The 26,751-nt window shown below is 37.6% G+C and carries 22 protein-coding genes and 1 pseudogene; 5 read left to right on the forward strand and 18 right to left on the reverse strand.

What is annotated here, in order from left to right:
* Nucleotides 1–2: 2 nt before the first annotated feature.
* From lpxA to PVV64_RS06830, 11 genes are all read right to left on the reverse strand, one after another.
* Nucleotides 3–827: an acyl-ACP--UDP-N-acetylglucosamine O-acyltransferase gene (gene lpxA, locus PVV64_RS06780; protein WP_273760351.1), complete on the reverse strand. Its 825-nt coding sequence runs from the start codon at nt 825–827 to the stop codon at nt 3–5.
* A gap of 23 nt (nt 828–850) precedes the next feature.
* A complete protein-coding gene (gene fabZ, locus PVV64_RS06785; protein WP_273760352.1) occupies nt 851–1,318 on the reverse strand; it encodes a 3-hydroxyacyl-ACP dehydratase FabZ in 468 nt (155 codons plus the stop codon).
* A gap of 1 nt (nt 1,319) precedes the next feature.
* Nucleotides 1,320–2,366: a UDP-3-O-(3-hydroxymyristoyl)glucosamine N-acyltransferase gene (gene lpxD, locus PVV64_RS06790; RefSeq protein WP_273760353.1), complete on the reverse strand. Its 1,047-nt coding sequence runs from the start codon at nt 2,364–2,366 to the stop codon at nt 1,320–1,322.
* A gap of 63 nt (nt 2,367–2,429) precedes the next feature.
* Entirely contained in the window at nt 2,430–4,826 is a 2,397-nt protein-coding gene (bamA, locus tag PVV64_RS06795; protein ID WP_273760354.1) for an outer membrane protein assembly factor BamA, read from the reverse strand.
* A gap of 208 nt (nt 4,827–5,034) precedes the next feature.
* Complete coding sequence (gene rseP / locus PVV64_RS06800) at nt 5,035–6,177, reverse strand: RIP metalloprotease RseP (RefSeq protein ID WP_273760355.1); 1,143 nt, start codon at nt 6,175–6,177, stop codon at nt 5,035–5,037.
* Between the two features lie 15 nt (nt 6,178–6,192).
* Nucleotides 6,193–7,008: a phosphatidate cytidylyltransferase gene (locus PVV64_RS06805; protein ID WP_273760356.1), complete on the reverse strand. Its 816-nt coding sequence runs from the start codon at nt 7,006–7,008 to the stop codon at nt 6,193–6,195.
* 582 nt (nt 7,009–7,590) lie between these two features.
* Nucleotides 7,591–8,151 (reverse strand): ribosome recycling factor, encoded by a 561-nt coding sequence (frr, locus tag PVV64_RS06810; protein WP_273760357.1) that lies wholly within the window; start codon nt 8,149–8,151, stop codon nt 7,591–7,593.
* Nucleotides 8,152–8,188: 37 nt separating this feature from the next.
* On the reverse strand, nt 8,189–8,908 hold the full coding sequence (gene pyrH, locus PVV64_RS06815) for a UMP kinase (RefSeq protein WP_273760358.1): 720 nt from the start codon (nt 8,906–8,908) through the stop codon (nt 8,189–8,191).
* Between the two features lie 149 nt (nt 8,909–9,057).
* On the reverse strand, nt 9,058–9,981 hold the full coding sequence (tsf, locus tag PVV64_RS06820) for a translation elongation factor Ts (RefSeq protein WP_273760359.1): 924 nt from the start codon (nt 9,979–9,981) through the stop codon (nt 9,058–9,060).
* 107 nt (nt 9,982–10,088) lie between these two features.
* Nucleotides 10,089–10,862 (reverse strand): 30S ribosomal protein S2, encoded by a 774-nt coding sequence (gene rpsB, locus PVV64_RS06825; RefSeq protein ID WP_273760360.1) that lies wholly within the window; start codon nt 10,860–10,862, stop codon nt 10,089–10,091.
* A 159-nt stretch (nt 10,863–11,021) separates the two neighbouring features.
* Nucleotides 11,022–11,846 carry a cell envelope integrity EipB family protein gene (locus PVV64_RS06830; protein ID WP_273760361.1) on the reverse strand — a complete coding sequence of 275 codons (825 nt, stop codon included), beginning with the start codon at nt 11,844–11,846 and terminating at the stop codon, nt 11,022–11,024.
* 145 nt (nt 11,847–11,991) lie between these two features.
* On the opposite strand from PVV64_RS06830, the gene PVV64_RS06835 reads away from it, so the two are divergent.
* Both PVV64_RS06835 and PVV64_RS06840 read left to right on the forward strand, forming a co-directional pair.
* Entirely contained in the window at nt 11,992–12,453 is a 462-nt protein-coding gene (locus PVV64_RS06835) for a RidA family protein (protein ID WP_273760362.1), read from the forward strand.
* A gap of 141 nt (nt 12,454–12,594) precedes the next feature.
* Nucleotides 12,595–13,017 carry an HIT family protein gene (locus tag PVV64_RS06840; protein WP_273760363.1) on the forward strand — a complete coding sequence of 141 codons (423 nt, stop codon included), beginning with the start codon at nt 12,595–12,597 and terminating at the stop codon, nt 13,015–13,017.
* A gap of 7 nt (nt 13,018–13,024) precedes the next feature.
* On the opposite strand, the gene clpA is transcribed toward PVV64_RS06840, so the two are convergent.
* Nucleotides 13,025–15,376 (reverse strand): ATP-dependent Clp protease ATP-binding subunit ClpA, encoded by a 2,352-nt coding sequence (gene clpA, locus PVV64_RS06845; protein WP_273760364.1) that lies wholly within the window; start codon nt 15,374–15,376, stop codon nt 13,025–13,027.
* 6 nt (nt 15,377–15,382) lie between these two features.
* A complete protein-coding gene (gene clpS / locus PVV64_RS06850) occupies nt 15,383–15,754 on the reverse strand; it encodes an ATP-dependent Clp protease adapter ClpS (RefSeq protein WP_273760365.1) in 372 nt (123 codons plus the stop codon).
* A gap of 238 nt (nt 15,755–15,992) precedes the next feature.
* Between clpS and PVV64_RS06855 the strand changes: the two genes are divergently transcribed.
* From PVV64_RS06855 to PVV64_RS06865, 3 genes and pseudogenes are all read left to right on the forward strand, one after another.
* On the forward strand, nt 15,993–17,339 hold the full coding sequence (locus PVV64_RS06855; RefSeq protein ID WP_273760366.1) for a D-alanyl-D-alanine carboxypeptidase: 1,347 nt from the start codon (nt 15,993–15,995) through the stop codon (nt 17,337–17,339).
* A gap of 32 nt (nt 17,340–17,371) precedes the next feature.
* Complete coding sequence (locus tag PVV64_RS06860) at nt 17,372–17,662, forward strand: hypothetical protein (RefSeq protein WP_273760367.1); 291 nt, start codon at nt 17,372–17,374, stop codon at nt 17,660–17,662.
* A 1,141-nt stretch (nt 17,663–18,803) separates the two neighbouring features.
* Nucleotides 18,804–19,879: pseudogene (locus PVV64_RS06865) on the forward strand (integrase).
* Here the strand turns inward: PVV64_RS06865 and PVV64_RS06870 are convergent.
* From PVV64_RS06870 to PVV64_RS06890, 5 genes are all read right to left on the reverse strand, one after another.
* A complete protein-coding gene (locus PVV64_RS06870; protein WP_273760368.1) occupies nt 19,876–21,273 on the reverse strand; it encodes an L-serine ammonia-lyase in 1,398 nt (465 codons plus the stop codon). The pseudogene PVV64_RS06865 and the gene PVV64_RS06870 sit on opposite strands and share 4 nt — an antisense overlap.
* Before the next feature lie 894 nt (nt 21,274–22,167).
* Complete coding sequence (locus PVV64_RS06875) at nt 22,168–22,848, reverse strand: nitroreductase (protein WP_273760369.1); 681 nt, start codon at nt 22,846–22,848, stop codon at nt 22,168–22,170.
* Nucleotides 22,849–23,202: 354 nt separating this feature from the next.
* Nucleotides 23,203–23,721, reverse strand: a complete 519-nt coding sequence (locus tag PVV64_RS06880; protein WP_273760370.1) for a hypothetical protein — start codon at nt 23,719–23,721, stop codon at nt 23,203–23,205.
* Nucleotides 23,722–23,830: 109 nt separating this feature from the next.
* Nucleotides 23,831–25,051, reverse strand: coding sequence for an alpha/beta hydrolase (locus PVV64_RS06885; RefSeq protein WP_273760371.1), 1,221 nt, complete (start codon nt 25,049–25,051; stop codon nt 23,831–23,833).
* 688 nt (nt 25,052–25,739) lie between these two features.
* Nucleotides 25,740–26,531: a DNA adenine methylase gene (locus tag PVV64_RS06890; RefSeq protein WP_273760372.1), complete on the reverse strand. Its 792-nt coding sequence runs from the start codon at nt 26,529–26,531 to the stop codon at nt 25,740–25,742.
* Between the last annotated feature and the right edge of the window lie 220 nt (nt 26,532–26,751).

The following is a 26,751-nucleotide window of genomic DNA, read 5'->3' on the forward strand; positions in this document are numbered from 1 at the left end:
TTTTAATCCTTATTTTCTTTTATTCTATCACCTTCAAATTTGGGTGTACAATAAAAACGTTTTCCTTCTTCTTTAATAAAATTAACGACATCAACAACAGATTGAGAAGTAGAATAGACAGTAGAAATATCGCTCACACGCTCTTTAAACGGCTTACTATGATCAAAAAGCATAGTAACAGCGTGACGTAATGCATGAATATCTTTACGTTCAAAGCCTGCGCGTTTCATACCAATGATATTTAATCCTGCTAATTTTGCCTGCACACCAACAGCTGTTCCGTAGGGAATGAGATCGCCCACCAATGCAGATACACCGCCAATAAATGCATGATGCCCAACACGAACAAATTGGTGAACAGCAGCACCACCACCAATAATAACATAATCGCCAACAGTAACATGACCAGCGATCATCACATTATTGGCAAATGTTACATGATTTCCTACATGACAATCATGAGCAATATGCGCATAACAAAAAAACTGACAATAATCACCCACAATAGTCATTCCGACGCTCGAATCCGAGCCCCTATGCATTGTCACGCCTTCACGAATCGTACAATTTTTACCAATAGAAAGGGTTGTATGACCTCCCTTATGTTTACTATTTTGCGGTTCTGCTCCCAAAACTGCATGTGAAAATACTTTACTATTAGCACCTAATGTTGTGTCACCCATTATCACAACATGACTCATCAAACTGCATCCATCACCAATAACAGCCTCTGAACTAATATGACAAAATGGCCCAACTTGTACATTCTCACCAAGCTGCGCTCCCTTTTCCACAAGAGCCGTTGGATGGATTTTTGTACCGGACATTGTTAAATTCCTATTAATCTTGTTTACTTTTCTTCGATAATCATCGCAGCAATTTCCGCTTCAGCGACGCGAACATCTTCTACTTTTGCAACACACGAAAAACGCCTCATACCAGCTCTCTTTTTTAAAAGTTGAACATGAATCTTGAGCTGATCACCAGGCACAACAGGCTTACGAAATTTCGCATTATCGACAGTCATAAGATAAACCAAATTTGTTTGCGTATTCCCTAATTGTAAAAGTGAAATAGCTCCCGCTGTTTGCGCCATAGCCTCTAAAATCAATACTCCAGGCATGACAGGCTTTGCAGGAAAATGTCCTGTAAAATGTGGCTCATTAATAGTTACATTTTTAATACCAATAGCCTGTTGTTCTCCATCAATATCAACAATACGATCAATCAATAAAAACGGATAACGATGCGGTAATATTGAGAGCAATTTTTCAATATCTACAGCCTCCAAATTTCTCATCTCTCCGCTGTTGACCATATTAGCGTTTCTCCTTTCTCACTTTGCCAATATTACGCAATGCCGCTACTTCTCTAAACCACTGTTTAAATGGCCGCGCTGGACTACCTCCCCATTTTTCTCCATCCGGAATGTCATTCATAACACCACTACCAGCAGCAATTTGAACACATTTACCGATTGCAATATGATCTGCGACTCCAACACTTCCACCAAGTTGAGACATATCACCTATTGATGTACTTCCAGCAACCCCGCATTGCGCAGCAATAAGGCAATAGCGACCAATCTTTACATTGTGTGCAATCTGGACAAGATTATCAATTTTGCTTCCTTCACCAATAATGGTATCTTCAAATGTCCCACGATCAATCGTCGTGTTCGCACCGATTTCTACACCATCTTCGATAATCACACGACCAAGTTGTGGAACTTTTTCAATTCCAGAAACACTCCCAACATAACCAAAACCATCTTGTCCAATGCAAACGCCAGGGTAAAGCTGAACTCTATCACCTATTAAAGAATACTGAATTGTTACCTTTGGACCGATATAACAGTCACGCCCAATACGACAATTTTCACCGATAACAGCTGTAGATGAAATAAGAGTTCCAGCACCAATCTCCACATTTCGACCGATAACAGCTCCCGCTTCAATACACACATCATGCGCAAATTTAGCAGTTGGGTGAATATGCGCATGCGGTGAAATTTCTCTCTGTCCAAACCAAGGCATTGGCTTGACAGAATCCGGAAATAAAATACGCCCAATCTGAGCAAAATCACGCTGTGGTGTAGAGGTAACCAAAATGGCCATAGTTTCAGGAACTTTAAAAACAATTTCATTCGTACAAAAAACGGCTACAGCAGAACTTCCTATGAGAGCATCAGAAAACTTTCGATTCTCTACAAACACAAGAGAACCCTCCACCGCACTTTCAAGTGAAGAAAGAGTATTGATCACTGTATTAGAAAACTCTGGATTAAGAAGTTTTGCCCCTGTTAATTCCGCAACATTAGCAACCGTCAATCGCCGGGACGGCGTAAAAAAAAATGTATCCGCCATCAAAACACTTTCTCTCCCAGCCTAATCCATTTTCTCCAATTTTTCCTCTAAAGAAAATTCAAATCAGAATTTTGTAGAAATACCAAAATTCAATTTTTGCAAACGATCACCTTCCTGTTTCTTTATCGGCCAAGCATAATCAAAACGCAAAGGACCAAACGGTGAATCCCACATTAAACTCACCCCAGCAGACGAACGCCAAGCACTTCTTGTATGTGTAACGGGGGGCTCGCCTTCAATAACAGGTCGATAATTATTTCCATAGAGCGTTGCAACATCTGCAAATAAAGCGCCGCGTAATCTTAACCCTTCAGGAACAACAGGTATAGGGAACTGCACTTCAGCAGTTGCATTCATATATGTCGTCCCACCTAAGAAATAAACCTCACCCTTACTGGAAACCTGACGTGGACCTATCCCATTGTATTTAAATCCTCGAATCATATCAGAATTTATTTTAAACATATCAAAGATACGAACACCATCTTTGCCTATTTCGTGGATATAACCCCCGCCAAAAGAAAATAAACCGACAAGATCCATCTGTTCAGACAATGTCTTATACATCATTGCTTTACCAGTTGTCTTTAGGAATTTTGCACTTCCGCCAAGTCCCGCATACTCTTGAATAACACGCGCGTACCATCCATCATGAGGATTTTTCATATCGTCAATAGTATTATAAGTAAAACCATAACTAATTGATGAGCGCTTCCAAGGGCTTTGTTTTGCTGCTTGAACAATCGCCCCAGAATACTTCCCATATAATTCTCTTATGTCTGATTCTTTATTTAAGTCATACTCTTTACCAAAATCATATTCTTCCTGAACATAAGAATAAGCCAAATTAGCAGATAATTGATCATTAATGGGGATGGAGAATCGCAGTGATCCACCGGTTTGACGTACATCATATGCTTTATCAGCACGATAAGTACTACGGAAAATATCAACACCTGCAGACAAACGATATCCCAAGAAATAAGGATCAACAAACGACAAATTGTAATTACGGGATTTTTCTTGCCCAGCACCTAATCCTAAACGAACATACTGACCTCGTCCTCCAAGATTGCGTTCAGTAACAGACGCTTCAAGAGACATACCAGGGCTTGTACCACCCGTTGTGTATCCACCAGATAAAGAAAGATCTCCTGTTGGAGCCTCAACAACATCTATCACTAAGGTAACCTGATCAGGCTGGTCTGTAGGAACCATTGAAATATTAACAGCTTTAAAAAATCCTAAATTTTCTAAACGACGCCTTGCCCGCTGTACTAAAGTTTGATTGTAAGCATCCCCCTCATTCAAATCAATCTCACGGCGAATGACATAGTCGCGCGTCTTGTCATTACCACGTATTTCAATACGTTGAATATAAGCGCGTTGTCCCTGTTCAATGTTATACGAGATCGAAATTGTATGATTTGCCAAATTACGATTTCCCCGTGGCTCAACTTTAGCAAAAGCATACCCCGAATCAGCAGCTCTATTATTGATAATTGCAACGGACTGTTCAATGTCCTCTGCACTATAAATATCACCCGACCGAGTTTTAAGAAGTCCCTTTACAGCTTGAATATCAATCCCATCAATATCGCTTTCAATTTGAATATCACTAATTTTATAGCGCACACCTTCATCAAGAACAAAATAAATTTTATATGTATTACTTGCTTGATCAAAAGTTGCTTGAGAAGAAATCACACGAAAATCAGCATAGCCACGATTATAATAAAAGCGACGGAGTGCTTCTTCATCAGCAGCTAAACGTTCTTCACTATAAACATCCCCTCCCAAGAGCATTGAGAACATTCCTGAAGACTTTGTTGAAATCACATCACGCAAACGGCGACTTGCAAAAGCAAGATTTCCTTTAAAAATAATGTCTCCAATCTTTGTTTTTCGTCCTTCAACGACATTAAATACCACATTTACACGTCCTTTCCCCAAGTTAATGGTTTGAACTGTAACAGCGACACTATTACGACCAACAGTTTTATAAGCTTCACGAATCGTATTAACATCCGTTGAAAGCTTAGCAGAACTGAAAGGTTCATTAGGTTTTAAAGAAATAAATCGTTTAAGGTCAGCATCTTTAAGAGATTTATTTCCCTGAAATAACACCTGATTAACTATTTCATATTCCTTGACAAACACCACAAGTTTATCGCCAACTTGGTTTATTTTCACATCATAAAATAGGCCTAGTCCAAAAAGACGCTTTACCGCAGCATCGACATCGCCACTAGAAAAACTCTGTCCAGCTTTAATGCCTATATTGTCTCGAACGGCCTGTGCGCTTACAAATTTATTCCCACGAACCTCAACGGAACGGACCACAGATGCCTGTACTTCTCCAATCATCGCAATTGACATAAAGGCTGCTGCTGGAGCGATCACTCTCATACCTAATACCAATACAGATGCTGCATTTAAAAACTTCGAATTCGTACTCATTGGCTTTTTTTACCTTACTCTTATTCCTTGGACATGATGCCTCAAAAAGCGAACCGCCATAATAACTCTTTCTTCACAGCGAGACTTTATTATCCCTTAATTACTGATTATAGCAAACGATGCCACAATATTTTGCGGACATGGTAAACGACCTTTAATTTATTTTCTCCATTATTACCCAATTTATGAAATGTTTTCCATAATTTAATTAGCTAAACCAACAAAAATAATCATTAAAGATCGCAAAAGTCATAAAGAGGAGGAGAACAAAACAACCTAAGCGAAAAATAATCTCTTGAATTTTAATAGGTACTGATCTTCCTGTAATGACCTCAAATACCTGAAATACCAAATGCCCACCATCAAGTGGCGGAAGTGGAAAAAGATTAATAAGTCCAATACTTATTGAGAGAAAAGCCATAAAATTCAACAAAGAGACAAAACCTGTTTCACTTACTTTCCAAGCAATTTTAGCAATACGTGAAGGCCCACTTATACCACAGTGATCTTCTTTTCCTCCTATTAAACGACTTATAAAAAAAATTGTTTGGGTAACAATAAATGTGGTACGTTCTATCGATTTTCCTACAGCTTTTACAAAACCATAACGAATATGCTTTATGTAAGCTGGATCTAAACGTGTAGGATTATCAGGATCAACGGGAGCGCCTATACCTATGATGCTACCTTGAGTTCTGTTACCAAATCCATCATTTTGTTCAATGACTTTTGGTGTAATCACCGTCGTAAACACACGACCCATGCGTTCTATTTTAAATTCTATAGGATCTTTACTATGCAAAGTCACATAAGTGATCAAATCTTCAAAACTTTCAACTTTGCGACCATCCATTTCAATAAAACGATCGCCTAATTTCAAATCTGCCTGAAAAGCAGGAGAATCTTTTACCAAAGATCCAACAACGGGCTCAATGGCGACACGACCATGAATAAAGAAAAAAAACGTTAAAATCACAATGGCGAAAAAGAAATTGAATAAGGGACCAGCAAAAATAGTGAGCGCTCTTTTCCAAGCATGCGCATTAGCCAATGAACCCTCGACAGTTGGAGAGGACTGGAATGATGACACATCATCTCCATCCCCAACAAATTTCACATAGCCTCCTAAGGGTATAAGCGCCAAACGCCATCGTGTACCACGCTTGTCTGTATAGCCTAATATTTGGGGACCAAACCCAAGCGAAAAAGCAGACGCCTTAATACCACACCACCGACCAATAAGATAATGCCCCATTTCATGCACCAAAATGATCATCATAATAATAAAAAAAATACTCAAACTTCTTAAAAACAAGTCACCCACGGTGAACATATGATTTAAAAATTCCAAAATCTCTCCTCCTCATTAAATCATACAAAAGAGATTAAAGGGTGTATCCATATTAGACATAAACGAACCAACTAAATAAAGAAGAACAGCAGCCCCTACCAAGCCATCCATACGGTCCATAAACCCACCATGCCCTGGTAATAATGAACTGGAATCTTTAACAGAAAAGTGTCTTTTGAGCCATGATTGCCCTAAATCACTCAATTGCGAAAAAATGGATAAAATAAGGACAAGGAATGGTACAAAAAAGCTCGTTAAATTTACCTCAAAAAAACGAAAAACAACCAATATACCGCCAGACAATCCAACAAGCGTACCACCAATTGCTCCTGACCATGTCTTATTAGGAGAAAATTTGGGTGCGAGTTTAGGCCCACCAAATGTGCGTCCGCTAAAATAACCGGCAATATCTGTTCCCCATACTATCGTAAACAAAAAGATGACAACTTGAAAACCTAATGTTTCATGTCCTCGTAAAAAGGATAAAGCGACAACTGGAAAAGAGGCATATAAAAAACCAGAAAAAACCCATCCACTCTTTTTTATGGGGCCAATAGCTAACACTGCTGCCAAAACTATCAAAAGACAAAAAATAAATAAAGCTGATGCACCCGAAAGTAAAAAAAAGCCAAAAACCAAATAGAAAATACTCGCTAATATTTTTTGTGAGTCCCGCCATTTTTCTCTAGTAATACTAATCCATTCATAAAGAATAAAGCCACCGATAACCCATGCAAACACAAAAAAGAAAGTTCCTCCCAACCACGTTAAAAACAAAGCAATAGTGCCAAAAACAAAAGCAGTCAGAATACGATAAATAAGATTAGACAAAACAACTTCCAAATAATAAAAAAAGACAAACTTAAAATTGGCATATGCAAAGAACTTTACTACACAGCGTGTCTATATTCATACCTTTGCATGTTTCTACAATTTATCATAAACGACCCAATATACCAAGATGGCACTTATAAGATCAATAGTTAGTAAAAATAGGCAAAAAAACGAAGTCTCAAGATCAATTTTTAAAATATGCTTTCAAAAAAACAATCAACCTTTAAAATAAGAAAGCTCCTGCCATATATGTTAATTTTAGGAGAGATTTGCGATTTTTTACATAAACGCATTTCCTCCCCTTTGCGCGACCTCTTTTCCGAAGCTTTCTATAGAATATTGGAAATCTCCAATCATGAAAACATTTTCATCATGCAACGCAATAACAACCATTACATCGTCTTATTCAGAACGTATATCAGCGAGAACTTCATGCAACGTACAATATAGAAAATTTTGAATATCTACCACTTCAAAGCAATTTTCTCTTTACAAGATATAATTACGACAAACCTACCATGTGCGGCTATCAACGAAACACAAGCTTCGCTTTTTTCCCTATTTTTACAAAAAACCGCCTTAAACGTGCATAATTTCAGTTTCTTTTACAGCTAAAATTTTATCAATATCAGCAATCGTCTCATCCGTAAGTTTCTGAACTTTATCAGACAAGCCATGGGCTTCATCTTGACCAATTTCACCTTCTTTTTCTAATTTTTTTAAATTATCCATACCATCTCGGCGAACATGGCGGGTCGCAACACGAGCTTGCTCTGCATATTGATGTGCAATTTTTACAAGTTCTTTACGACGTTCTTCATTTAATTCAGGTAAAGGAATACGTAAATTCGTACCATCAGTGATGGGATTTAAACCAAGTCCAGAATCACGAATAGCACGCTCCACAGCTCCTACCATCGTTTTATCCCACACAGAGACTGAAAGCATTCGCGGTTCTGGAACAGAAATATTTGCAACTTGATTTATATGTACAACAGAACCATAAGCCTCAACTGTTAACGGCTCTAATAAACTGGTAGAGGCGCGTCCAGTCCGCAAACCACCTAATTCATGTTTAAAAGCGGAAATAGCGCCATCCATACGACGTTTCAGATCATCCATAATCGATGTAACATTCATATCTCTGTCTCCTTCAATTATGCTTTGAAGCTTACTCTTATTCTGATACTATTGTAAACCGTCCCGTTCCATTTAATACCTTAGCTAACCCCCCTTTTTCATGAATAGAATACACAATAATTGGTACATTATTCTCGCGTGCTAAAGTAACGGCTGTTGTATCCATAACGGATAACCCCCATTGGAGAATTTCAACATGTGTCAATTGATCAAAACGCTTAGCTGTAGGATCTATTTTGGGATCTGCAGAATAAATACCATCTACCTGTGTCCCTTTTAAAAGGACATCTGCACCAATTTCTGCAGCACGTAAAGTTGCAGCAGAATCAGTGGTAAAAAATGGATTACCCGTACCACCAGCAAAAATAACAACCTTCCCTTGATTCATATAACCTATCGCTTTACGTTGTGAAAAACTTTCACAAATTTGCGGCATGGCAATCGCAGACAATACAACCGTTTCAATCCCTAATTTTGTCAATGATGTTCGCAATGCTAAAGAATTAATAGCAGTTGCAAGCATTCCCATGTGATCCCCCGTCACACGATCCCCCCCATGTGAAGCAACAGCAACTCCACGAAAAATATTCCCTCCCCCTATAACAATAGCGACTTCCACATCCATTGCCCGCACTTCAGCAATATCAGAGGCAATACGATCTGCAACGGAAACATCAATTCCAAAACTCTGCCCCCCCATAAGAGCTTCACCAGAAACCTTTAAAAGGATACGTTTATATTTTGGTGTTAATATCATTGATACTCTCCCCAAAAGCACATTTATTTTGCTTTCGACATATTAAGGGCACCACTTTATTCCGTGACGCCCTCTCCATAATCATATTTTTATATCAGTGTTTATAATCGATACTATGATTTTAAACCTTTAATACGCATTTAAAAGAGTTAACCCTTTGCAGCTGCTGCAACCTCTGCAGCAAAATCAGTCTCCTCTTTTTCCACTCCCTCCCCTAGTGCAAAACGGACAAAACCTGTTATTTTTGCTGGCGCACCAATTGATTTTTCAGCATCCTTTAAAGCGGCTTCCACAGTCATATCAGGATTCATAACAAAAGCCTGAGAAAGTAAAACAACTTCTTCAAAAAACTTACGCATACGCCCTTCCACCATTTTCTCAATGATATTTTCAGGTTTTCCAGATTGACGCGCTTGATCTGAAAAAATAGCTTTTTCGCGCTCAATAGCGCTAGAATCAACATCTCCAGCTGTTAGCGCCAAAGGATTGGTTGCAGCAATATGCATTGCAACTTGCCGACCAAAAGCAGCAGCGGATTCCTTGTTTCCTGTAGTCTCAATAGCAACCAAAACACCAAGCTTACCAAGACCATCAGCGACACTGTTATGTATATAAGTAGCAACAACACCATTCTCAACAGAGAGTTTAGCAGAGCGTCGAAATGTCATATTCTCGCCAATGGTACCAATTGCATCTTTAATGGTAGTCTCTACAGTTTTATCAGAATGAGGGTAAAGAGACGCAGAAACAGAATCAACACCGCCCTGTACATCTAAAGCAGCGGTTGCCACATTGCGCACGATGTCTTGGAAGACATCATTGCGCGCCACAAAATCTGTTTCAGAATTAATTTCAACCAAAACGGCACTTGAATCTTTTGATGCAATTCCGATTAATCCCTCAGCAGCCGTGCGACCAGCTTTTTTATCTGCTTTGGCTATCCCCTTTTTACGAAGCCAATCAACAGCAGCTTCCATATCACCATTGGTCTCTGCCAATGCTGCCTTACAGTCCATCATACCAGCGCCTGATATTTCCCGAAGTTCTTTCACTTGTGCAGCAGTAATGCTCATGTCTTCCTCTTTATTCTGTAATGATGAAAGCGTGCTAAAAGAAAATTCTACGCACGCCTATAACCTTTTCTTTAGAAAATAACCATCTCAAACGGACGTTTTAAATACTACTCGGAAACTGGAACCTCATTTTCCAAAACAGCTTCTACAGGCGCATCAACTTGAGCTCCCAAATCAATACCCATTGCTCCTTGTTGACGTGCAATACCATCAAGAGCTGCACGAGCAAAAAGATCACAATAAAGAGAAATTGCACGCGACGCATCATCATTACCTGGGATCGGATAGGTAACGTTATCTGGATCGCAGTTGGTATCAATAATAGCAATAACGGGGATGCCTAAACGTTTTGCTTCTTGGAGCGCGATATTCTCTTTATTTGTATCGATAACAAATATAAGATCTGGAACAGATCCCATATCTTTAATACCACCAAGTGCACGATTAAGTTTTTCACGATCTCGTTCAAGATTTAAACGTTCTTTTTTAGTGAATCCCTGTGCTTCAGCAGCGAGAATTTTATCCAGCTTACGCAAACGGTGTATCGAATGGGAAATCGTCTTCCAGTTCGTGAGCATACCACCAAGCCAACGCGCATTAACATAATATTGTGCCGAACGATTCGCAGCATCAGCAATAATCTCAGAAGCCTGTCTCTTAGTGCCAACAAAGAGAATGCGCCCACCGCGCGCAACGGTATCTGAAACAAGTTTAAGTGCTTGATGTAAAAGAGGAACAGTCTGAGCAAGATCAATAATATGAATATTATTACGCTGACCGTAAATATAGGGAGTCATCTTTGGGTTCCAGCGATGTGTCTGGTGGCCAAAGTGAACACCTGCTTCTAAAAGCTGGTGCATAGTAAAATCTGGTAGTGCCATAATTTATCCTTTCCGGTTTAGCCTCCGCGGAAAAAGCAGGTGGACCCTACTACCGGTGGATGCTTACTTTTGATTTTTAGCAAACACCCAAACTCCGCGTGTGGAATAGTGTAAACATACTAATATTTGATTCTTTTTCAAGTTATTTTCTACAATTCTTTAATGTTCACATTGATTAAAATCTTTTCCAGTCTCGAGGAACTCAAGACTATTCAATTGAGCACGCACCGCAAAAGTCCCATAATCCATACGAAGATCATGCATAACACCATTTTCATATAAGAGAAAACTGGTACGATAGACTGGCAAGCCATCTCTTTTTTCTACATCATCAAAATAAGAAATTGTAATAGGCCAAGATTCCTCTTCATCCAATTTTCCCATTTTTTTTGTTTCAATATCAGAATGCGGCCGCGTCTTTTCTCCAATAACAATACTTTCTTTAATCACTTTGTCTGCTTTATCAGTTCCATCAAATACGGTAACATTATAAAAATGACGTCCTGCTTTTGCATTACGAATAATATTCTTGAGTTGCATAATGGGAAACTCAGCGACTGCAAGTTTGTATTCTTTTTCCTTTGGCTTTTTTAGTTTCACCATAATACCGTCTTGAACCCGCTCTGCTACTCCTTCGGCGCGATGTACAACCTCTTGTCCGACTTGATCTGTAACATTAAAATGAAATGTACGACTATCACTCGTTTCATAACTCGTCGTCTGTTGGTCCGTCAAACGCACTGGCATATCTTCCATATGGATACGGCTGATAAAACGAAAACGTGTGGTATAGCCCTGACATGCTGACCCCGTCAGCTCGTAAACCATTCTCCCCGTCATTCCCGAAATTGTCATTTCATGAGAAACACTATCAAGCTGAAAATCATAAATCGCTCGATGAGGTGCAATAAGAATCGGTTCTTCAGCTCTCGCAGTAGATAAAAAAACAACATATAAAATTATTATAAATAACGATCTGATCATACCCAACATCCAATTCTATCCCCGTTGCATAACATCATACAATAAGGCAAAAAAGGCTCGCTTCTCAATTAACCACACATTTCCTTAAATTGAAAAATAGTTTATGCAAGGGATATATTCGTTAAAAAGCTACGGAGTTAAAATTATGACCAATGCCATTGAAATCTACCTTAAAGAACGAGGAATGACTCTTCCTCAAGCAGCACAACCCATTGCCAATTACGTAACCACCTCACAAAGTGGTAACCAACTTTTTATTTCTGGACAACTCCCTCTTGTTGATGGAAAACCAATAGCAATCGGTAAAGTTGGTACAACCGTTAATGCCGAACAAGCAACAAAAGCAGCTGAAGTTTGTGCACTCAACGTTCTTGCACAAATCAAGGCAGCGCTCGGTGATTTAACGAAAATAAAACGCGTGATAAAAATCACTGTTTTTGTTGCTGTCGATCCTTATTTTACCGATATTCCTCTTATCGCCAATGGAGCTTCTGATTTACTTGTCAATATTCTTGGTGAATCTGGAAAGCATGCCCGTTCTGCGATAGGTGTTGCCTCTCTTCCTATGAATGTTCCCGTAGAAGTTGAAGCTATCATAGAAGTCTAAATTTTCATTCATGTTAGCGTATCTCCATAAAAGACAAACTTAAATGCAAAATCTCTCTTTTTTGAGTACTCTACCAATCTTCGCTTTCTTTAGTTTTGAAATTAAAGTGCCAAATAAAAACGTGTAAAAGGAGCTCTTGATATGAAACAAGCTTATGACAATAACAACGTTTTTGCTAAACTGATTCGCAATGAAATCCCTTCTGTTCGTGTCTATGAAGATGAAGATGTCATTGCATTTATGGATATCATGCCACAAGCACCAGGTCATACTCTAGTTATTCCCCGAAAAGGCTCTAGAAACTTACTGGATGCGGACACTGAAACATTGTTTCCAGTTATTAAAGCCGTGCAAAAAATTGCCAATGCTGTCAAAAAAGCTTTTCAAGCAGACGGTATAACAGTCATGCAATTTAATGAAGCAGCGAGCCAACAAACTGTTTATCATCTTCATTTCCACGTCATACCACGTATGGAAGGAATAGAACTCGCCGCCCATAATAACGTTATCACGCCTACAGAAATACTTGAAGAGAACGCAAAAAAAATCCGCGCTGCCCTTTAAAGCATTCTTAAGTTGTTGAGCTTTTTTTCTTCACACGTTTTTTAATAAAAGGTGTTGTTTTGTTGTTTTTTGCAGCAACAGACAAATGAGAAGAAGAAATTTTTAACTGCAACTTTTCTTTTTCTCCATTTGTTTTTTGCGTTAATACGCGAACCATGCCACCATTACGCAACTTTCCAAATAAAATCTCGTCAGCTAAGGGTTTCTTAATATGTTCTTGTATAACACGGCTCAATGGGCGTGCCCCCATCTGAAAATCGTATCCTTTATTGGCAAGCCAAATCATTGCAGGAGAACTTAACTCAAAACAAACTCCCCGCTCAGCTAATTGTGCTTCAAGTTGAAAAATAAATTTTTGTACAATCTGATTGATAATAGACTGAGATAAAGGAGCAAATGGGATGATCGCATCTAGCCGATTACGAAATTCTGGCGTAAAAAGTCGATTAATTGCTTCAATATCATCCCCATCGCGATGTACTTTTCCAAATCCGATCGCTGATTTTGCCATATCTGATGCACCAGCATTGGTCGTCATAATTAAAATGATATGACGAAAATCAATTTTTTTGCCATTATGATCTGTTAATTTACCATAATCCATGACTTGCAATAAAATATTAAACAACTCTGGATGCGCTTTTTCAATTTCATCCAGCAATAAAACAGCATGAGGATTTTGATCAACAGCATCTGTAAGAAGTCCTCCTTGATCAAACCCTATATAACCTGGAGGAGCACCGATTAAGCGTGCTACAGTATGCCGTTCCATATATTCTGACATATCAAAGCGCAACAGCTCAACGCCTAAAGAAGATGCAAGTTGTTTTGCAACCTCAGTTTTTCCTACCCCCGTTGGTCCAGAAAACAAATAATTTCCTATTGGTTTGTCTGATTCACGTAATCCTGCCCTTGCCAATTTAATTGATGACACTAATGCGGAAATTGCTTGGTCTTGCCCATAAACCACTTGTTTAAGTTCTTTTTCAAGCTTACTGAGTATCTTCTGATCATCACGAGAAATTGCTTTTGGTGGAATCCGTGCCATAGTGGCAACAGTGGCTTCAATTTCTTTAACGCCTATACTCTTTTTTCGTTGTTTTTTGGGCAAAAGCTTTTGTGCTGCCCCGCTTTCATCAATCACATCGATTGCTTTATCAGGCAGTCGGCGCTCAATCATATAACGTGAAGATAATTCTACCGATGCCTTCATTGCCTGATCCGTATATTTGATTTGATGAAAATCTTCAAAATAAGGCTTTAGACCTTGCACAATCTTAATTGCATCGGCAATAGAAGGTTCGTTAACATCAATCTTCTGAAAACGGCGCTCTAAAGCACGATCTTGCTCAAAAAATTTGCGATATTCTCTGTAAGTCGTCGAACCAATACAGCGAATAATTCCAGAAGACAATGCAGGTTTTAAAAGATTTGCCGCATCCATATTTCCGCCTAATGTAGACCCTGCTCCAACTAAGGTATGAATTTCATCAATAAATAAAACAGCATTTGGATATTGCTCAAATTCTTTAATAACTTGCTTTAAGCGTTCTTCAAAATCACCACGATAACGTGTACCAGCAACAAGTCCTCCCATATCAAGGGAAAATATCGTTGTATTTAATAAAACCTCAGGAACTTGTCCATCCACAATGCGTTTTGCCAATCCTTCAATTATAGCAGTTTTTCCAACCCCAGGGTCACCAACTAAAAGGGGATTGTTTTTTGATCTTCGACATAAAATCTGAATCATGCGTGAGATTTCCATCTCACGACCAATTAATAAATCAATTTTTCCATTACGTGCTTTACAATTAAGATCAACACAATAATTTGCCAGTGCGCTTGTGACCTTTTCATCACTGTCTGAAATTTGCTGATCTAATTGCTCCTCAAGCCCTTCAAGTAACATGGATAATCCCTCATCCCGTGTGATACCATGTGAAATGAAACGCACAGCATCATAGCGTGTCATACCCATCTCTTGAAGAAAATAGGCCGCATGGCTTTCACGTTCAGAAAAAATTGCAACAAGAACATTTGCTCCTGATACTTCATCTTTTCCAGCTGATTGAGCATGAATCACAGCACGCTGGATAACACGCTGGAAAAATGTTGTTGGTTTTGTGTCTTCATCGGCTTTAATCTGTACATCCAATTCTGACTGGATATAGTTGGTTAAGCGCTTTCGCAGTTCTTCTACATCTACCTGACAAGCCTGAATAACGGAATTTGCATCGGCATCATCGAGTAGAGCAAGCAGAAGATGCTCTAATGTTGCATATTCATGCCGCGCTTGCGTAGCAATTGTTAATGCGCGATGCAAAACTTCTTCAAGACTTGATGTAAAAGATGGCATAATCCCTCACTTCCATTCCATTACACATTGTAATGGGTATTCATTTTGATGGGCGCACTCTCTAACTTGTACTATCTTCATTTCAGCAACTTCATAATTATAAATCCCACATTCGCCTACCCCATTCTGATGAACATTTAGCATAATACGCGTTGCTTCTTCGAATTTTTTTTGAAAAAAATTTTCTAAAATAAAAACAACAAAATCCATAGGGGTATAATCATCATTAAGTAAAAACACACGACATAACTTAGGTTTTTGGAGTTTCACTCTCATCTTTGGCAAGATGAGAGCATCCTGTCTGTTTTTTTTCCAATTCTTGCCTTTTTTATTCTGTATAATACGCGCTATAGAGTTCATTATCAGCTTCTGTGCCATCATTATTTCCTATGGAGCATATTTTTTAATTTTAAGTTCTTTCATAACTATTGCAATACCTGTTTGTGTAAAGAAGCAAACTTTCCTTTGTGGTTATGGATTTAATTCAAATATGGAAATTCCCAAAATATCTTCTGTAAATAAATTAGTAATACCATTCATCTAAATTGCATCAAAAAGCTGCAAAAAGGGGCTTTACAGATTTTTTTAGCGTAAATGGAGAAATAGGATACTGCAAGTGTATATTAATTGCCAAAAAGTTGCCTGTTGCTACAAAAAAATAGCAATTGCTTTTATTGTTTTAGCCTTTTCTTACTCTTGGGCATTTGCTACTCCTCAAGAAGCTTACCCTGATAAATATGCGGCTATCGTTATAGATGCAAATACAGGAAAAACCTTATTTCAAGCCAATTCAACGCTAAAACGTTACCCCGCTTCTTTAACAAAAATAATGACATTGTACATGCTTTTTGAAGCTATGCACATGCGTCGTGTAACGCCCAATACACCAATCCCCATCTCAGCTTACGCAGCAACGCGCCCACCAACAAAAATCGGCTTTAAAGCAGGTCAAACAATTTCGGCCGAAGAAGCAGCAAAAGCACTTATTACAAAATCAGCAAATGATGTTGCCGCTGCCATTGCGGAATATCTCGGTGGCAGTGAAAAAAAATTCGCTCGGATGATGACAGCTAAAGCCAAAAAACTTGGTATGACTCATACGAACTTCACAAATGCTTCAGGACTCCCAGATCTGGGTAACTATTCCACAGCACGAGATATGGCAACCCTATCGCTAGCCCTACGCAAACATTTTCCACAACAGTATAAATTGTTCAAAACAAAAAGTTTTACTTTCCGTGGGCATACCATTAATAGCCACAATAGACTCGTTAAAACAATGAAAGGTGTCGATGGAATTAAGACAGGATACACACAAATGTCAGGTTCTAATTTAGCATCTTCGATGCACCTTGAAGGACGCTCTATCGTTGCTGTCGTTATGGGAGGAAAATCCTCTATCGCACGTGATAAACACATGGCAAGCTTATTAAACCAATATCTGCCAAAAGCCAGCAAGATGAAAAATAACGGACATTTAATGGCTTCCGTACACTATAACTTACCCTCTGGTGCTCATATTCCTATTCCCTCCATTAAAGCAGAACCAACCAATCTTGATGACGAAATTTCTACGATGTTGACGGCCTTTGCTGAACAACCTAAAAATTCCAATACAGCAATAGCCGCAGTAAACCAAGCAATTATACCAATTCCTAATCCTCAGAAAATGATATCCGTTGAGACTAAAATTGTTACAGCTTCTTTATCCACAAATGCTGGATGGGCTGTCCAAATTGGTTCACTTCCAAGTAAAGAACAAGCACAAACTCTGCTTCAAAAAGCAAAAAATACAGCCTATTCCACTCTAAAAATGACATCTTCACATATGCAACTGTTTGAAAAAAACGGACGTCGTTATTATCGTGCACGGTTTGTAGGGTTTCAATCAAAAAAAGCAGCATTCGATGCTTGTTCTACGTTAAAGAAAGCAAATTTTAACTGCTACACTGTAGCTTACTAAAAGTTTTTGGATTCCGCGTTAAGGATAGTATCATGAAACATAATGCTCTTGCTTCACCCAATAAAAAAGAAAAGTTATTGAAGCAATCATCCTTTCTCTCATTACGCTCCCTTCACAATGCAGTGACAAAACTCACTGCTTTAAAATACACTCCAGCAACATCAGACACACAGTCTCTAGTCAATCTTCTCATTTGCCAAACAATGCGCAACCGTCGTCTTACGATGCCTCCTGTACGTATACATTTACGTGTTGCAAGCCAAACCGGTAATGTCCCTATTAAAATTCATCTGGGAGCAACAAATTTTAAATTCCGTAGATAATTTTTATAGGAAATATTGTATTGATAAAAATATCCGAGCGTTGCCTAAATCTTAAAAGTGCTGGAGTTAATGCACTGCTCCTGAAAATCATAAGAATTTCGGTAACACATTCGTGCCAACTTTTATATTTTACTTTTCAATAAAGCTATTCTTTATAAAGAAAATAAAAAGTACCTACTATTGGCTTACTTTTTAATTTGATTGTTCTTGACCTTTTTTATGAAAAAGGAGTTATCCTATTGGAAGGCTTATTTTCACATTTATGAGATTGTATCATAACAAAAAACACTCTTTGAAAACATCTGAATTCACTAAGAAATGATAAATGTTGTACAAAATTTTCAAGCTATCTCCTAAACTTGTATTTTTTCAAAATACAAGATAACTGTAGAACATAACTCTTTATATGCCCCTTTCCACTTTTTCTGTTATCCATAGATCGTATAACGCAATACAAAGGGGTGGCATCCTTCTTTATCACTATCATACTTCTTTACAACTTTTACGCGTCAGCAATTTCTTTCACATATACCATATCATTTTTCGTACTACGATCAAATGGATGTTGCTGACTATGAGTAATTGTGAATGAAAAAAAATATTGTCTTATAAAACCGTTTATATGACATGAAACTGATAATTTAATAATGCAAAATCAATTCATTCGTCTTACACTATACATCTTTATAAAATAATTTATCGTTTTATAATCTGCATGGGAGAGCCAAATAGAGAATACTCTCTTATTCCAAACCTATCTAAACTGAATCGATAAAAACGGTTTACTTTCTTGCGCGCCGCAGGCCAAATGATTTGTGAATAAATTTATTTTAGAAAGAACTGATACACTTTCTTATAAACCATCTTAATATATAAACAGTTGGCAAAATATGGAAGATAACAAATATATAACCGAAATATCCCTTTTACTTATCGTAAATGATAAACACTCCATAAAGAGTTTACAATATTAAATGTCCTCAGATAACCATCCATTACATACTTAACAAGACATGATTGATATAGATAATACAGCGTTCATTCATATTGAATGAGCATCTTGGATATGCTAAAATCTCTCCTACAAATCTTTCTCCATGTTAAATCAATCAAAACCATTCCTTTGCACATCACAAGTAGGATGAGTTTGTGGATAAAAACTATTAAGAAAGGAGTAAAAAGGGCTCTTATAAACCGTCTTAGGTGCCAAGAACTATAGAAACATTGGCGGATGGCAAGTATTAATGATAGTACCGACTTATTACTTCACAAGCGTAAAGATGAGGGTGCTCAATGAATTTACCGTTATACCATTCACAGGCGCCATCGTGAAATAGGCTTGAGTACTTTAAGAAAGATTTCTTAAAAAAGAGCACGTGAATGAGCAATCCAATGGCATTCTGTTTTGCGTGAGAAGCTTGCTCCCATTAAAGAACATCAATGCGCAACAATCTTCATTATTCAAGGATATTGCTCTAGAGATTTGTGAAAGTCGTAAAGTTGAATTAAAAAAAGATGGTAAGGGTGGGAATTGTTTTATACCCTTAAAATTTCATATTTTTTCCAAATGAGACTGTCTACCTATTTCAGAGATTACCCAAACTGATATACGCAATACACTCGCCCCCTCTAGCATACAAAAAAGCAACACCAGTTAATAGAGCTCTTCCCCGTCTTAATCTTTGTCTCAAACATGCGGCTACGTTCGGTGTGGTGTTGATTTACAAGCAATAGAAAAAGCATGTGCTCTTTTGGGAAACCACGCCCTAAAACCACTTTGTAAAGTATCCACGGCTTCACATCTACTTATCCTGATAAATGTTCGTACAGGTTCCCTTGCGTTATATCCATCAAGATGTAATTGATGGAGATATCTGGATTATTCCTGCTGAGAATATGAAAAGGAAAAGCAATGCTACAACAAAGTTTTTTGTCCTCTTATCATCAGAGACATTCAAAATTTTCAAACAAGTGCTTCTGCTTTCTCGTAATGATTTCTTTTTCTCTGCGTCTGGTTGCGGTCCACTTACTGCAAAGTGTATGGCAAAAGAAAAATAGATGTGGCAGACTGGACTTGAAGCTTGCCCTCATGGCTTTCACTCTAGTTTACGTAAATGATTCACTGAAACAACTTATGTCTCTTGTGAGATCTCTGAACCCATTCTAAGCCTGATAATCGGAAGTAAAGTAGCACGTTCTTATCGTCGTACTGACTAACAGGAGATTGCATTAACTGCGAGTCCAGCTTTACTCGTTTCCTTATAACGTTCACTCATATCATGCCCCGTCTGGCGCATTGTTTCTATACAGGCATCAAGAGAAACAAAATGTTCCCCGTTACCATGTAAAGCAAGAGAAGAAGCTGTCACAGCTTTAACAGCCCCCATTGCGTTGCGCTCAATACAAGGAACCTGTACAAGACCTGCAACGGGATCACAGGTCATTCCCAAATGATGTTCAAGTGCAATTTCGGCTGCATTTTCAATTTGAGCTGGCGTTCCCCCCAATGCCGCTGTTAATCCTGCTGCTGCCATTGAAGATGCTGTACCAACTTCCCCTTGACATCCCACTTCTGCACCAGAAATAGAAGCATTATGCTTGATGACACCACCAATAGCTGCTGCAGTCAATAAAAAATTATGTATTCCTTCTCGATCTGAATCGTCATAAAATTGAAGGTAATAACGCAAGACTGCAGGAACAACACCAGCAGCCCCATTCGTCGGTGCTGTAACAACACGACCACCAGCCGCATTTTCCTCATTCACTGCTATGGCATATACCGAAAGCCAATCATTTGCCCAAAGTGGGTCATTACGATTTTTCTTTCGATTTTCCAAAAGTGTTTCATGCAGCTTTTTAGCGCGTCTTAGAACATGCAAGCCACCTGGCAATTCACCTTCTTGTGAAAGACCTCTATCAATACAATTTGTCATAGCTGAAAAAATGTCATCAAGCCCACTATTAAGAGTAGAACGCTCCATCTTCGTCTCTTCGTTTATACGTTTCATTTCAGCAATTGAAAGCCCTGATTTTTTTGCCATCTCTAACATTTTAGAGGCTGAATCAAAAGGATATGGCACTGCAGACATTTCCGATTGCATGTTACCATTCAAATGGCTTAACTCATCCTCAGTTACGACAAAACCACCACCGATAGAATAATAAGTCTGCTGCAAGAGAACATTTCCATGAGCATCAAGCCCTTCAAAGGTAAGGCCATTAGTATGACCAGGGAGAATTTTTGTGCGTTCAAAAATAAGGTCTTCTTGCCAATTAAACCGATAAGCAGGATGGCCTTCTGGCCGCACCTCTTTTTCACGTGTAACCTTTTCTAACAAATTTTCCATAGAATCAGGATCAACAGTCGAAGCTTTTTCTCCCAAAAGCCCTAAGATAATAGCTCTATCCGTAGCATGACCAATTCCTGTAAAAGCCAAAGAACCATAAAGACAAACACGTATACGAGAAACTACAGCACCCAATGGTCGAGAAAGACTTTGTACAAGAATCTCTTGCAAAAACATATTAGCCGCTGTCATTGGCCCCATCGTATGTGAACTGGAAGGACCAATACCAATTTTAAAAAGCTCAAAAACAGATAAAAACACACCCCACCCCCAAACTACATAGAGTTTAAATATATGCCTTTTATCGCAGTCGTCCTCTTTAAAATCAAATTGCGAGATAAACTAAAAAAATGACAGCAACAAATATGAATGTTGCTCTTCTTGCTACAACCCAACACTTACTTTCTAGAGCGCTTTCCATAGATACCCCTTAAAATGGACAATGATTTTACAACAATCACTCTCTTAATGTTTCAAGCGTAGTAAAATAAGTGTTAACATGCAATATGAAAATTCAATAAAAATGAGAACTTCCCACTTAAATATATTTATAATGCTGAAGTTCTTTAAAATTTACGCATACTTACATTTAACATCATTTCTATGAAGAACGTTACATAATAAAATGATTTATAGCGATAATTCATCATTTTCTCTGTTAAATAAGAAGCCTGAAATTGTACGATTCTTTCACTTCAAATCTCTTTTATTTTGAATCAATCAAAATCATCTGCTTGCACCTCACAAACAGAATTAGCGTGAGGATAAAGGCTCTAAATGCAAAAGCTATAAGCCTACATCGGAAACTGGCAAAGAATATAGATAAGATCAGCACTGCTTCATAAGCGTAAAGATAATGATATTTAATGGATTTACCACGATATTATTTACAAACAACCACCATGAGATAGTCCGTGTGTCCATGGAAAAAATATCTTTTCAAAAAATGCATGAGTATGCAACACAATGGCATTTTGTTTGACATGATAAATGTCCCTCATGAAAGATTATGAGAAACAAAAGCAGAAAGCAATACGCATTGCCGTTATCAAAAAGACATAGCTTAGATACTTTTGAAAGTCGTAAAGCTGTATCAAAAGATAATGGTAAAGCTAAAAATTATTTTTCATCTGTACATTTTATCTTCTGTTCTCACTAAACAAAACGTACAAAGTTCTCGATTGGTTCGCGCTCAGTCTCAAAATTATTTTCTGGAGCACTCGTATCACGATAGCCAAGTGCCATACCACAAATAATATGCCGCTCAGGAGGAACAGATAAGAATGTACGAATTTGTTTATGATAATCAGCAAAAGCAGCTTGAGGACAAGTATCTAATCCAAATCCACGAGCCGCTAACATAAGAGTCTGCATAAACATACCCAAATCAAGCCAGCTCCCCATTTCCATATCATGATCCATTGTAAATAAAAGTCCTACAGGTGCCCCAAAAAATGAAAAATTACGCGCTTTTTGGCGAAGCATTTTTTCCTGCTCATCTTTTTGAATTCCAAGACTCTTATAAAGATCCAAGCCAATTTTTCGACGCCTTGAAAGATAAGGTTCACGCCATTGACGTGGATAATAGTGATATTCACGCTCTCCTTCTACTCCTGAAAGTACGAGGCGTGAAAGTTCTTCTCCTAACTTCTGTAATACTTCTCCTGTAAGAACAATGACTTGCCATGGTTGAAGATTCGTTCCAGATGGTGCACGTGCCGCCAATTTTAAAATTTCTTCAATTGTTTCCTGAAAAACTGGTTGATTAGTAAAAGCGCGAATCGACTTCCGTGAGAGAATGGATTGAAAGATATCAAGAGAAGAATTATCCGTCATTGTTTTTACTTTCTCTGGAAGGAACATGCTTTTTTATTGCCAAAACTTAAACTGTAATCAGCATTTTAAATGTAAAGGATATCTAAATAAAAGTATGGGAAGAAAGTTTTCAACACACTTAGCGCATTCTTTTTTGCCAATTTTTTCTCATAATTGAATTTTTCTAAGCCTTATGAGATAATAACCATTTAAGGTACTAGCGAACAATTCAATGATTTTACAATAAAAAATCAAAGGGGTTTATTATAAAATAACTTTATAGTCAGAATTGGGTACTTTTCTTAAAAATGCTATGATTTTTTGATAGCATTATTTTCTATAAACTTAAAAATATGTTATATTAATACGTTTTGTTCAAAAAATCTTTTTTTCTGAGCTTGAATATTCTCTCTCAAAAAGATGAGGGCTTTCAACAATGAGTCTTTTTCGTGCTTTTTGTAATTGCTGAATCACTTCATCAATTTTTGACGGAGAACAAAAGGATTCTTGGCTATTTGATAAATGCTGTTTTTCCTGCCCCTCGTAGAAACATTGCATTTGAGATTGCAACATTCTCATCTCTTGAAAGAAAAGGCGTCCAGTTTCCTTGAAACCACTATTAAGCGCAAAAAGCTGATCAGAAATTGATAACAAAATTTGTTTTAAAAAGCGCTCATTTTCTTGGCGTTTCCGATATTCTAAAATGAGAGCATGGCTTATTTCATCCAACTGTTTTTTTGTAGAATCAATTTGACGCAATAAATTTGGTTTTTCCCCCATATGACCTTCTCTCACCTTTAAAAGCATAGCATGAATATCTAATAACTTCACTGCGGAATGAGATAAATAATCAACGAGTGTAAGCGTATTAACATAGCGCTTTCGTGCAACCATCACACACTCACCTCATGACTGGTGTTTCATTCATCCCGCTATTCATTTTTTATTTTACAAAACTATTCTAAAGAAAATGCTAAAAACCTTCATCATAATTCATTTATCTCTAGCGCCGCTCCATTCTTTGCCCGCCTATATGTGGAGTTAATGGAGATAATAAGCGTACAGGTGTATAAAAAATAAGATGTGTTGTTTTCTCCAATACACTACTACTATCAGCAAGAAGTGCTTGACTTGGTGATAACTCTGTACCCTGCATAATTGTTGAAGCCAAAGATCCTTCTCGAGAAAGCGCCATCAACGTCGGCGAAGAGGCAAAAACATCATGCGTTCCACCATCAACATGAGAAAAATCAAGAACAGCTATGCCATTTTTACGCAACATTTCAATATCTGAACCATCTCCCACACGATGATGACCACCAGTAAGACGCCCTGAAACAGCGAGTGCTTTATCCGCACGAGATACCAAAATAGCGGTTGGTTGAGGCAATTTCTTAATATCATTAAGCTGACGTTCAAACACATCAATATCAATGTCTGGCGCTGCCATTAAAAAACTTGTAATACGATGAATAGGTTTATATTTTCGCTGTAATGCTAAAGTTCTAAACGCTTCCATGATGACGAAATTGCCCATAGAATGTGCAATAACAGAAATCTGATCAGCATTGGTTTCACTAATGAGCGTTAAAAGCTCTATGAGTCCATCACGAGCAAAATTGGCACTATCACGATCATAAATATAAAGAGGGACGGATCCAGCAGAAGGCCACGAATAATGGACAGTAACAACATTTAAAGAATAATCATATGTAAATTGAGCAGTACGAAATGTACCATCCGCAAAATTGTTATTATAGCCATGGATAAAAAGAAAAATCTCTCTTTTTCCTTTTGGCTTTTTTGCTAAAGCAGCATTTAATTGCTGTTTAAATTGTTCTTTGTTATCGTATTTTTGCAATGCCACTGCTGCAAAATACTTATCGTGCGTAGGTTTATAAGAATTTATTTCAACAAGCCCTTTTACATGTTGTTGCGGAATGCCTACGTCAACGCGATTGTAGTGTACTTTACTTGATCGCTCTGCTCCATAAGGTTGGGAATAGCTATTTTGCATCATACGACTTGTTGCAACATACACCGAAACAATAGCTTTGGGAGGGATTGGTTTTTTTTCAACTTCCCGTCGGGCAGCAATCATGGAGGGCGTCGCATGTACTCCATGCCAAAGCACAGCACGGGAATCGCTACATGCTGTTAATAAAGATATGCAAATAAAGAATGTTAAACACTTTAAAAATACTATGCCTTTTACTAACACCACTCAAGCCCTCTTAAAAAGATTTAATATTTCAAATTTTGCAGAAAAATACAATTTTTTATCAATCTGAAATAAAATCATTCTAAGGATACACTAAAATGATACAAAAAGAAAACCCCTCTACATTGCATGGTTTCACGTTGATGAAGCAGAGGTGCATTGATGATTTATAAAGCTTTCCCCCATTTTGGCATAATTTGGTGAAAATACCTCCACATATTGGGTAATTTTCATTGGAGAGAAGTCATGCTTGTGTACTTCAACAGTCACACTATCAAAATACACAAATTGTTAAATATTTAAGAAAATCCACCCCAGAAACAGAAAACTTAAATGGTGTTTTTTATAAGCCATAGTCCAGTCCCATCAGCATATTTGTCTTTAGGCAATTTTTTGACAGATAGACAGATAATCTATTACGCGTTCGTATTTTCCTCATGATTTTTTGAATTACCTTTCAAATTGCACTTTTGTGCGCATATTATCAGATTTGCAAATCGTATAGAAATGACACACAGTAAACAAAAACCAATAAAAACAATATATTATAAAAAATGAAGCAAATATTGATACCACACAATATTATAGAAGAGCTACAAATGCTGCGGTCGAGAGGTACCATTTTATGGTAATTCCTTACTATTTTTCAATAAGTTATAAAATTATTAAAAAAAACCACCTTTTGAACCACCTAGCATATAGAATCCACAACGCTATCAAATAACATCATCATCTGTATATTGCAATTGTGAATCAGAACTTCTTTTCTAGGCGTTTTTTTCCGTACCTGCTGTCCAAAGGGTCTCACTTCTAAAAAGTCAAAATCTTTAAAAATCTCTTTTACAGCATCACAATCTTTCAGACTCAAGACAAATTTGCCTTGAATACCTTTAAGAATTTTTGCCATGCTCTGAAAATCATTTTCAACAAAATTCCCAGAACTATAGTACTTCTTCTTTACAAGATAAGGTGGGTCTAAATAAAATAAACTATCGGGTGCATCAAATAGCTCCACAACCCGCTCCCACGATAAGTTTAAGATAGTTGTATCTAGAAGCTTCTGTCTAACACGCCTCATCCTTGATAAAAGCTTCTCGGTATTAAAACTAACCGGTCTCTTTTTGCCAAAGCTAAATGATGCGTAATCTTTTTTCCCATACATCAGACAACGTTGGAGAAACAAAAAGCGTGCAGCTCTTTCAACTTCAGAGAGGCTCTCTGGGGCAATAGATGCAAGTTCAAAAAACAACTGTCTTGAACAAATAAACCACTCCAATCGTTTGGCTAAAGCATCAAAGTCATTTTGAACACATTGAAACAGATTCGTGATCTCTCCATTCAAATCATTAATAACAGAATATTTTGCTGGTCGTTTATTAAAAAAAATAACACCAGAACCTAAAAACGATTCAACATAAGTTTTATGATCTATATTATTTAAAATCGGTATAATTTTCTTACGTAGATGATGTTTACCACCCATCCACGCAAACAGTGTCTGTGTACAATCTTGTTTTGTCATATTTTTAAAGGAAAGATTTTGTATGCTCTAACTTTTAGTTAACCACTTTTTAAAGTGTGAGAGACTATTTTCTAGCGCCTCCATAAAACGAGCTAAATCGATTACAAACATGAAGACAATAAGGGCAATCCACTTCATAAAGCGTGACATCATCTTTATACCTTGGTACGTCTCTATCATC

Origin of the sequence: Bartonella sp. ML70XJBT.G (assembly GCF_028618575.1) — a bacterium.
GTDB lineage: Bacteria > Pseudomonadota > Alphaproteobacteria > Rhizobiales > Rhizobiaceae > Bartonella.

Excerpts from the sequence above, each read along its gene's own strand:
- lpxA (WP_273760351.1), bottom strand. The coding sequence starts at position 827 with ATGTCCGGTACAAAAATCCATCCAACGGCTCTTGTGGAAAAGGGAGCG.
- fabZ (WP_273760352.1), bottom strand. The coding sequence starts at position 1,318 with ATGGTCAACAGCGGAGAGATGAGAAATTTGGAGGCTGTAGATATTGAA.
- lpxD (WP_273760353.1), bottom strand. The coding sequence starts at position 2,366 with ATGGCGGATACATTTTTTTTTACGCCGTCCCGGCGATTGACGGTTGCT.
- bamA (WP_273760354.1), bottom strand. The coding sequence starts at position 4,826 with ATGAGTACGAATTCGAAGTTTTTAAATGCAGCATCTGTATTGGTATTA.
- frr (WP_273760357.1), bottom strand. The coding sequence starts at position 8,151 with ATGAATGTTACATCGATTATGGATGATCTGAAACGTCGTATGGATGGC.
- pyrH (WP_273760358.1), bottom strand. The coding sequence starts at position 8,908 with ATGATATTAACACCAAAATATAAACGTATCCTTTTAAAGGTTTCTGGT.
- tsf (WP_273760359.1), bottom strand. The coding sequence starts at position 9,981 with ATGAGCATTACTGCTGCACAAGTGAAAGAACTTCGGGAAATATCAGGC.
- rpsB (WP_273760360.1), bottom strand. The coding sequence starts at position 10,862 with ATGGCACTACCAGATTTTACTATGCACCAGCTTTTAGAAGCAGGTGTT.
- PVV64_RS06830 (WP_273760361.1), bottom strand. The coding sequence starts at position 11,846 with ATGATCAGATCGTTATTTATAATAATTTTATATGTTGTTTTTTTATCT.
- PVV64_RS06835 (WP_273760362.1), top strand. The coding sequence starts at position 11,992 with ATGACCAATGCCATTGAAATCTACCTTAAAGAACGAGGAATGACTCTT.
- PVV64_RS06840 (WP_273760363.1), top strand. The coding sequence starts at position 12,595 with ATGAAACAAGCTTATGACAATAACAACGTTTTTGCTAAACTGATTCGC.
- clpA (WP_273760364.1), bottom strand. The coding sequence starts at position 15,376 with ATGCCATCTTTTACATCAAGTCTTGAAGAAGTTTTGCATCGCGCATTA.
- clpS (WP_273760365.1), bottom strand. The coding sequence starts at position 15,754 with ATGGCACAGAAGCTGATAATGAACTCTATAGCGCGTATTATACAGAAT.
- PVV64_RS06860 (WP_273760367.1), top strand. The coding sequence starts at position 17,372 with ATGAAACATAATGCTCTTGCTTCACCCAATAAAAAAGAAAAGTTATTG.
- PVV64_RS06875 (WP_273760369.1), bottom strand. The coding sequence starts at position 22,848 with ATGACGGATAATTCTTCTCTTGATATCTTTCAATCCATTCTCTCACGG.
- PVV64_RS06880 (WP_273760370.1), bottom strand. The coding sequence starts at position 23,721 with ATGGTTGCACGAAAGCGCTATGTTAATACGCTTACACTCGTTGATTAT.
- PVV64_RS06890 (WP_273760372.1), bottom strand. The coding sequence starts at position 26,531 with ATGGGTGGTAAACATCATCTACGTAAGAAAATTATACCGATTTTAAAT.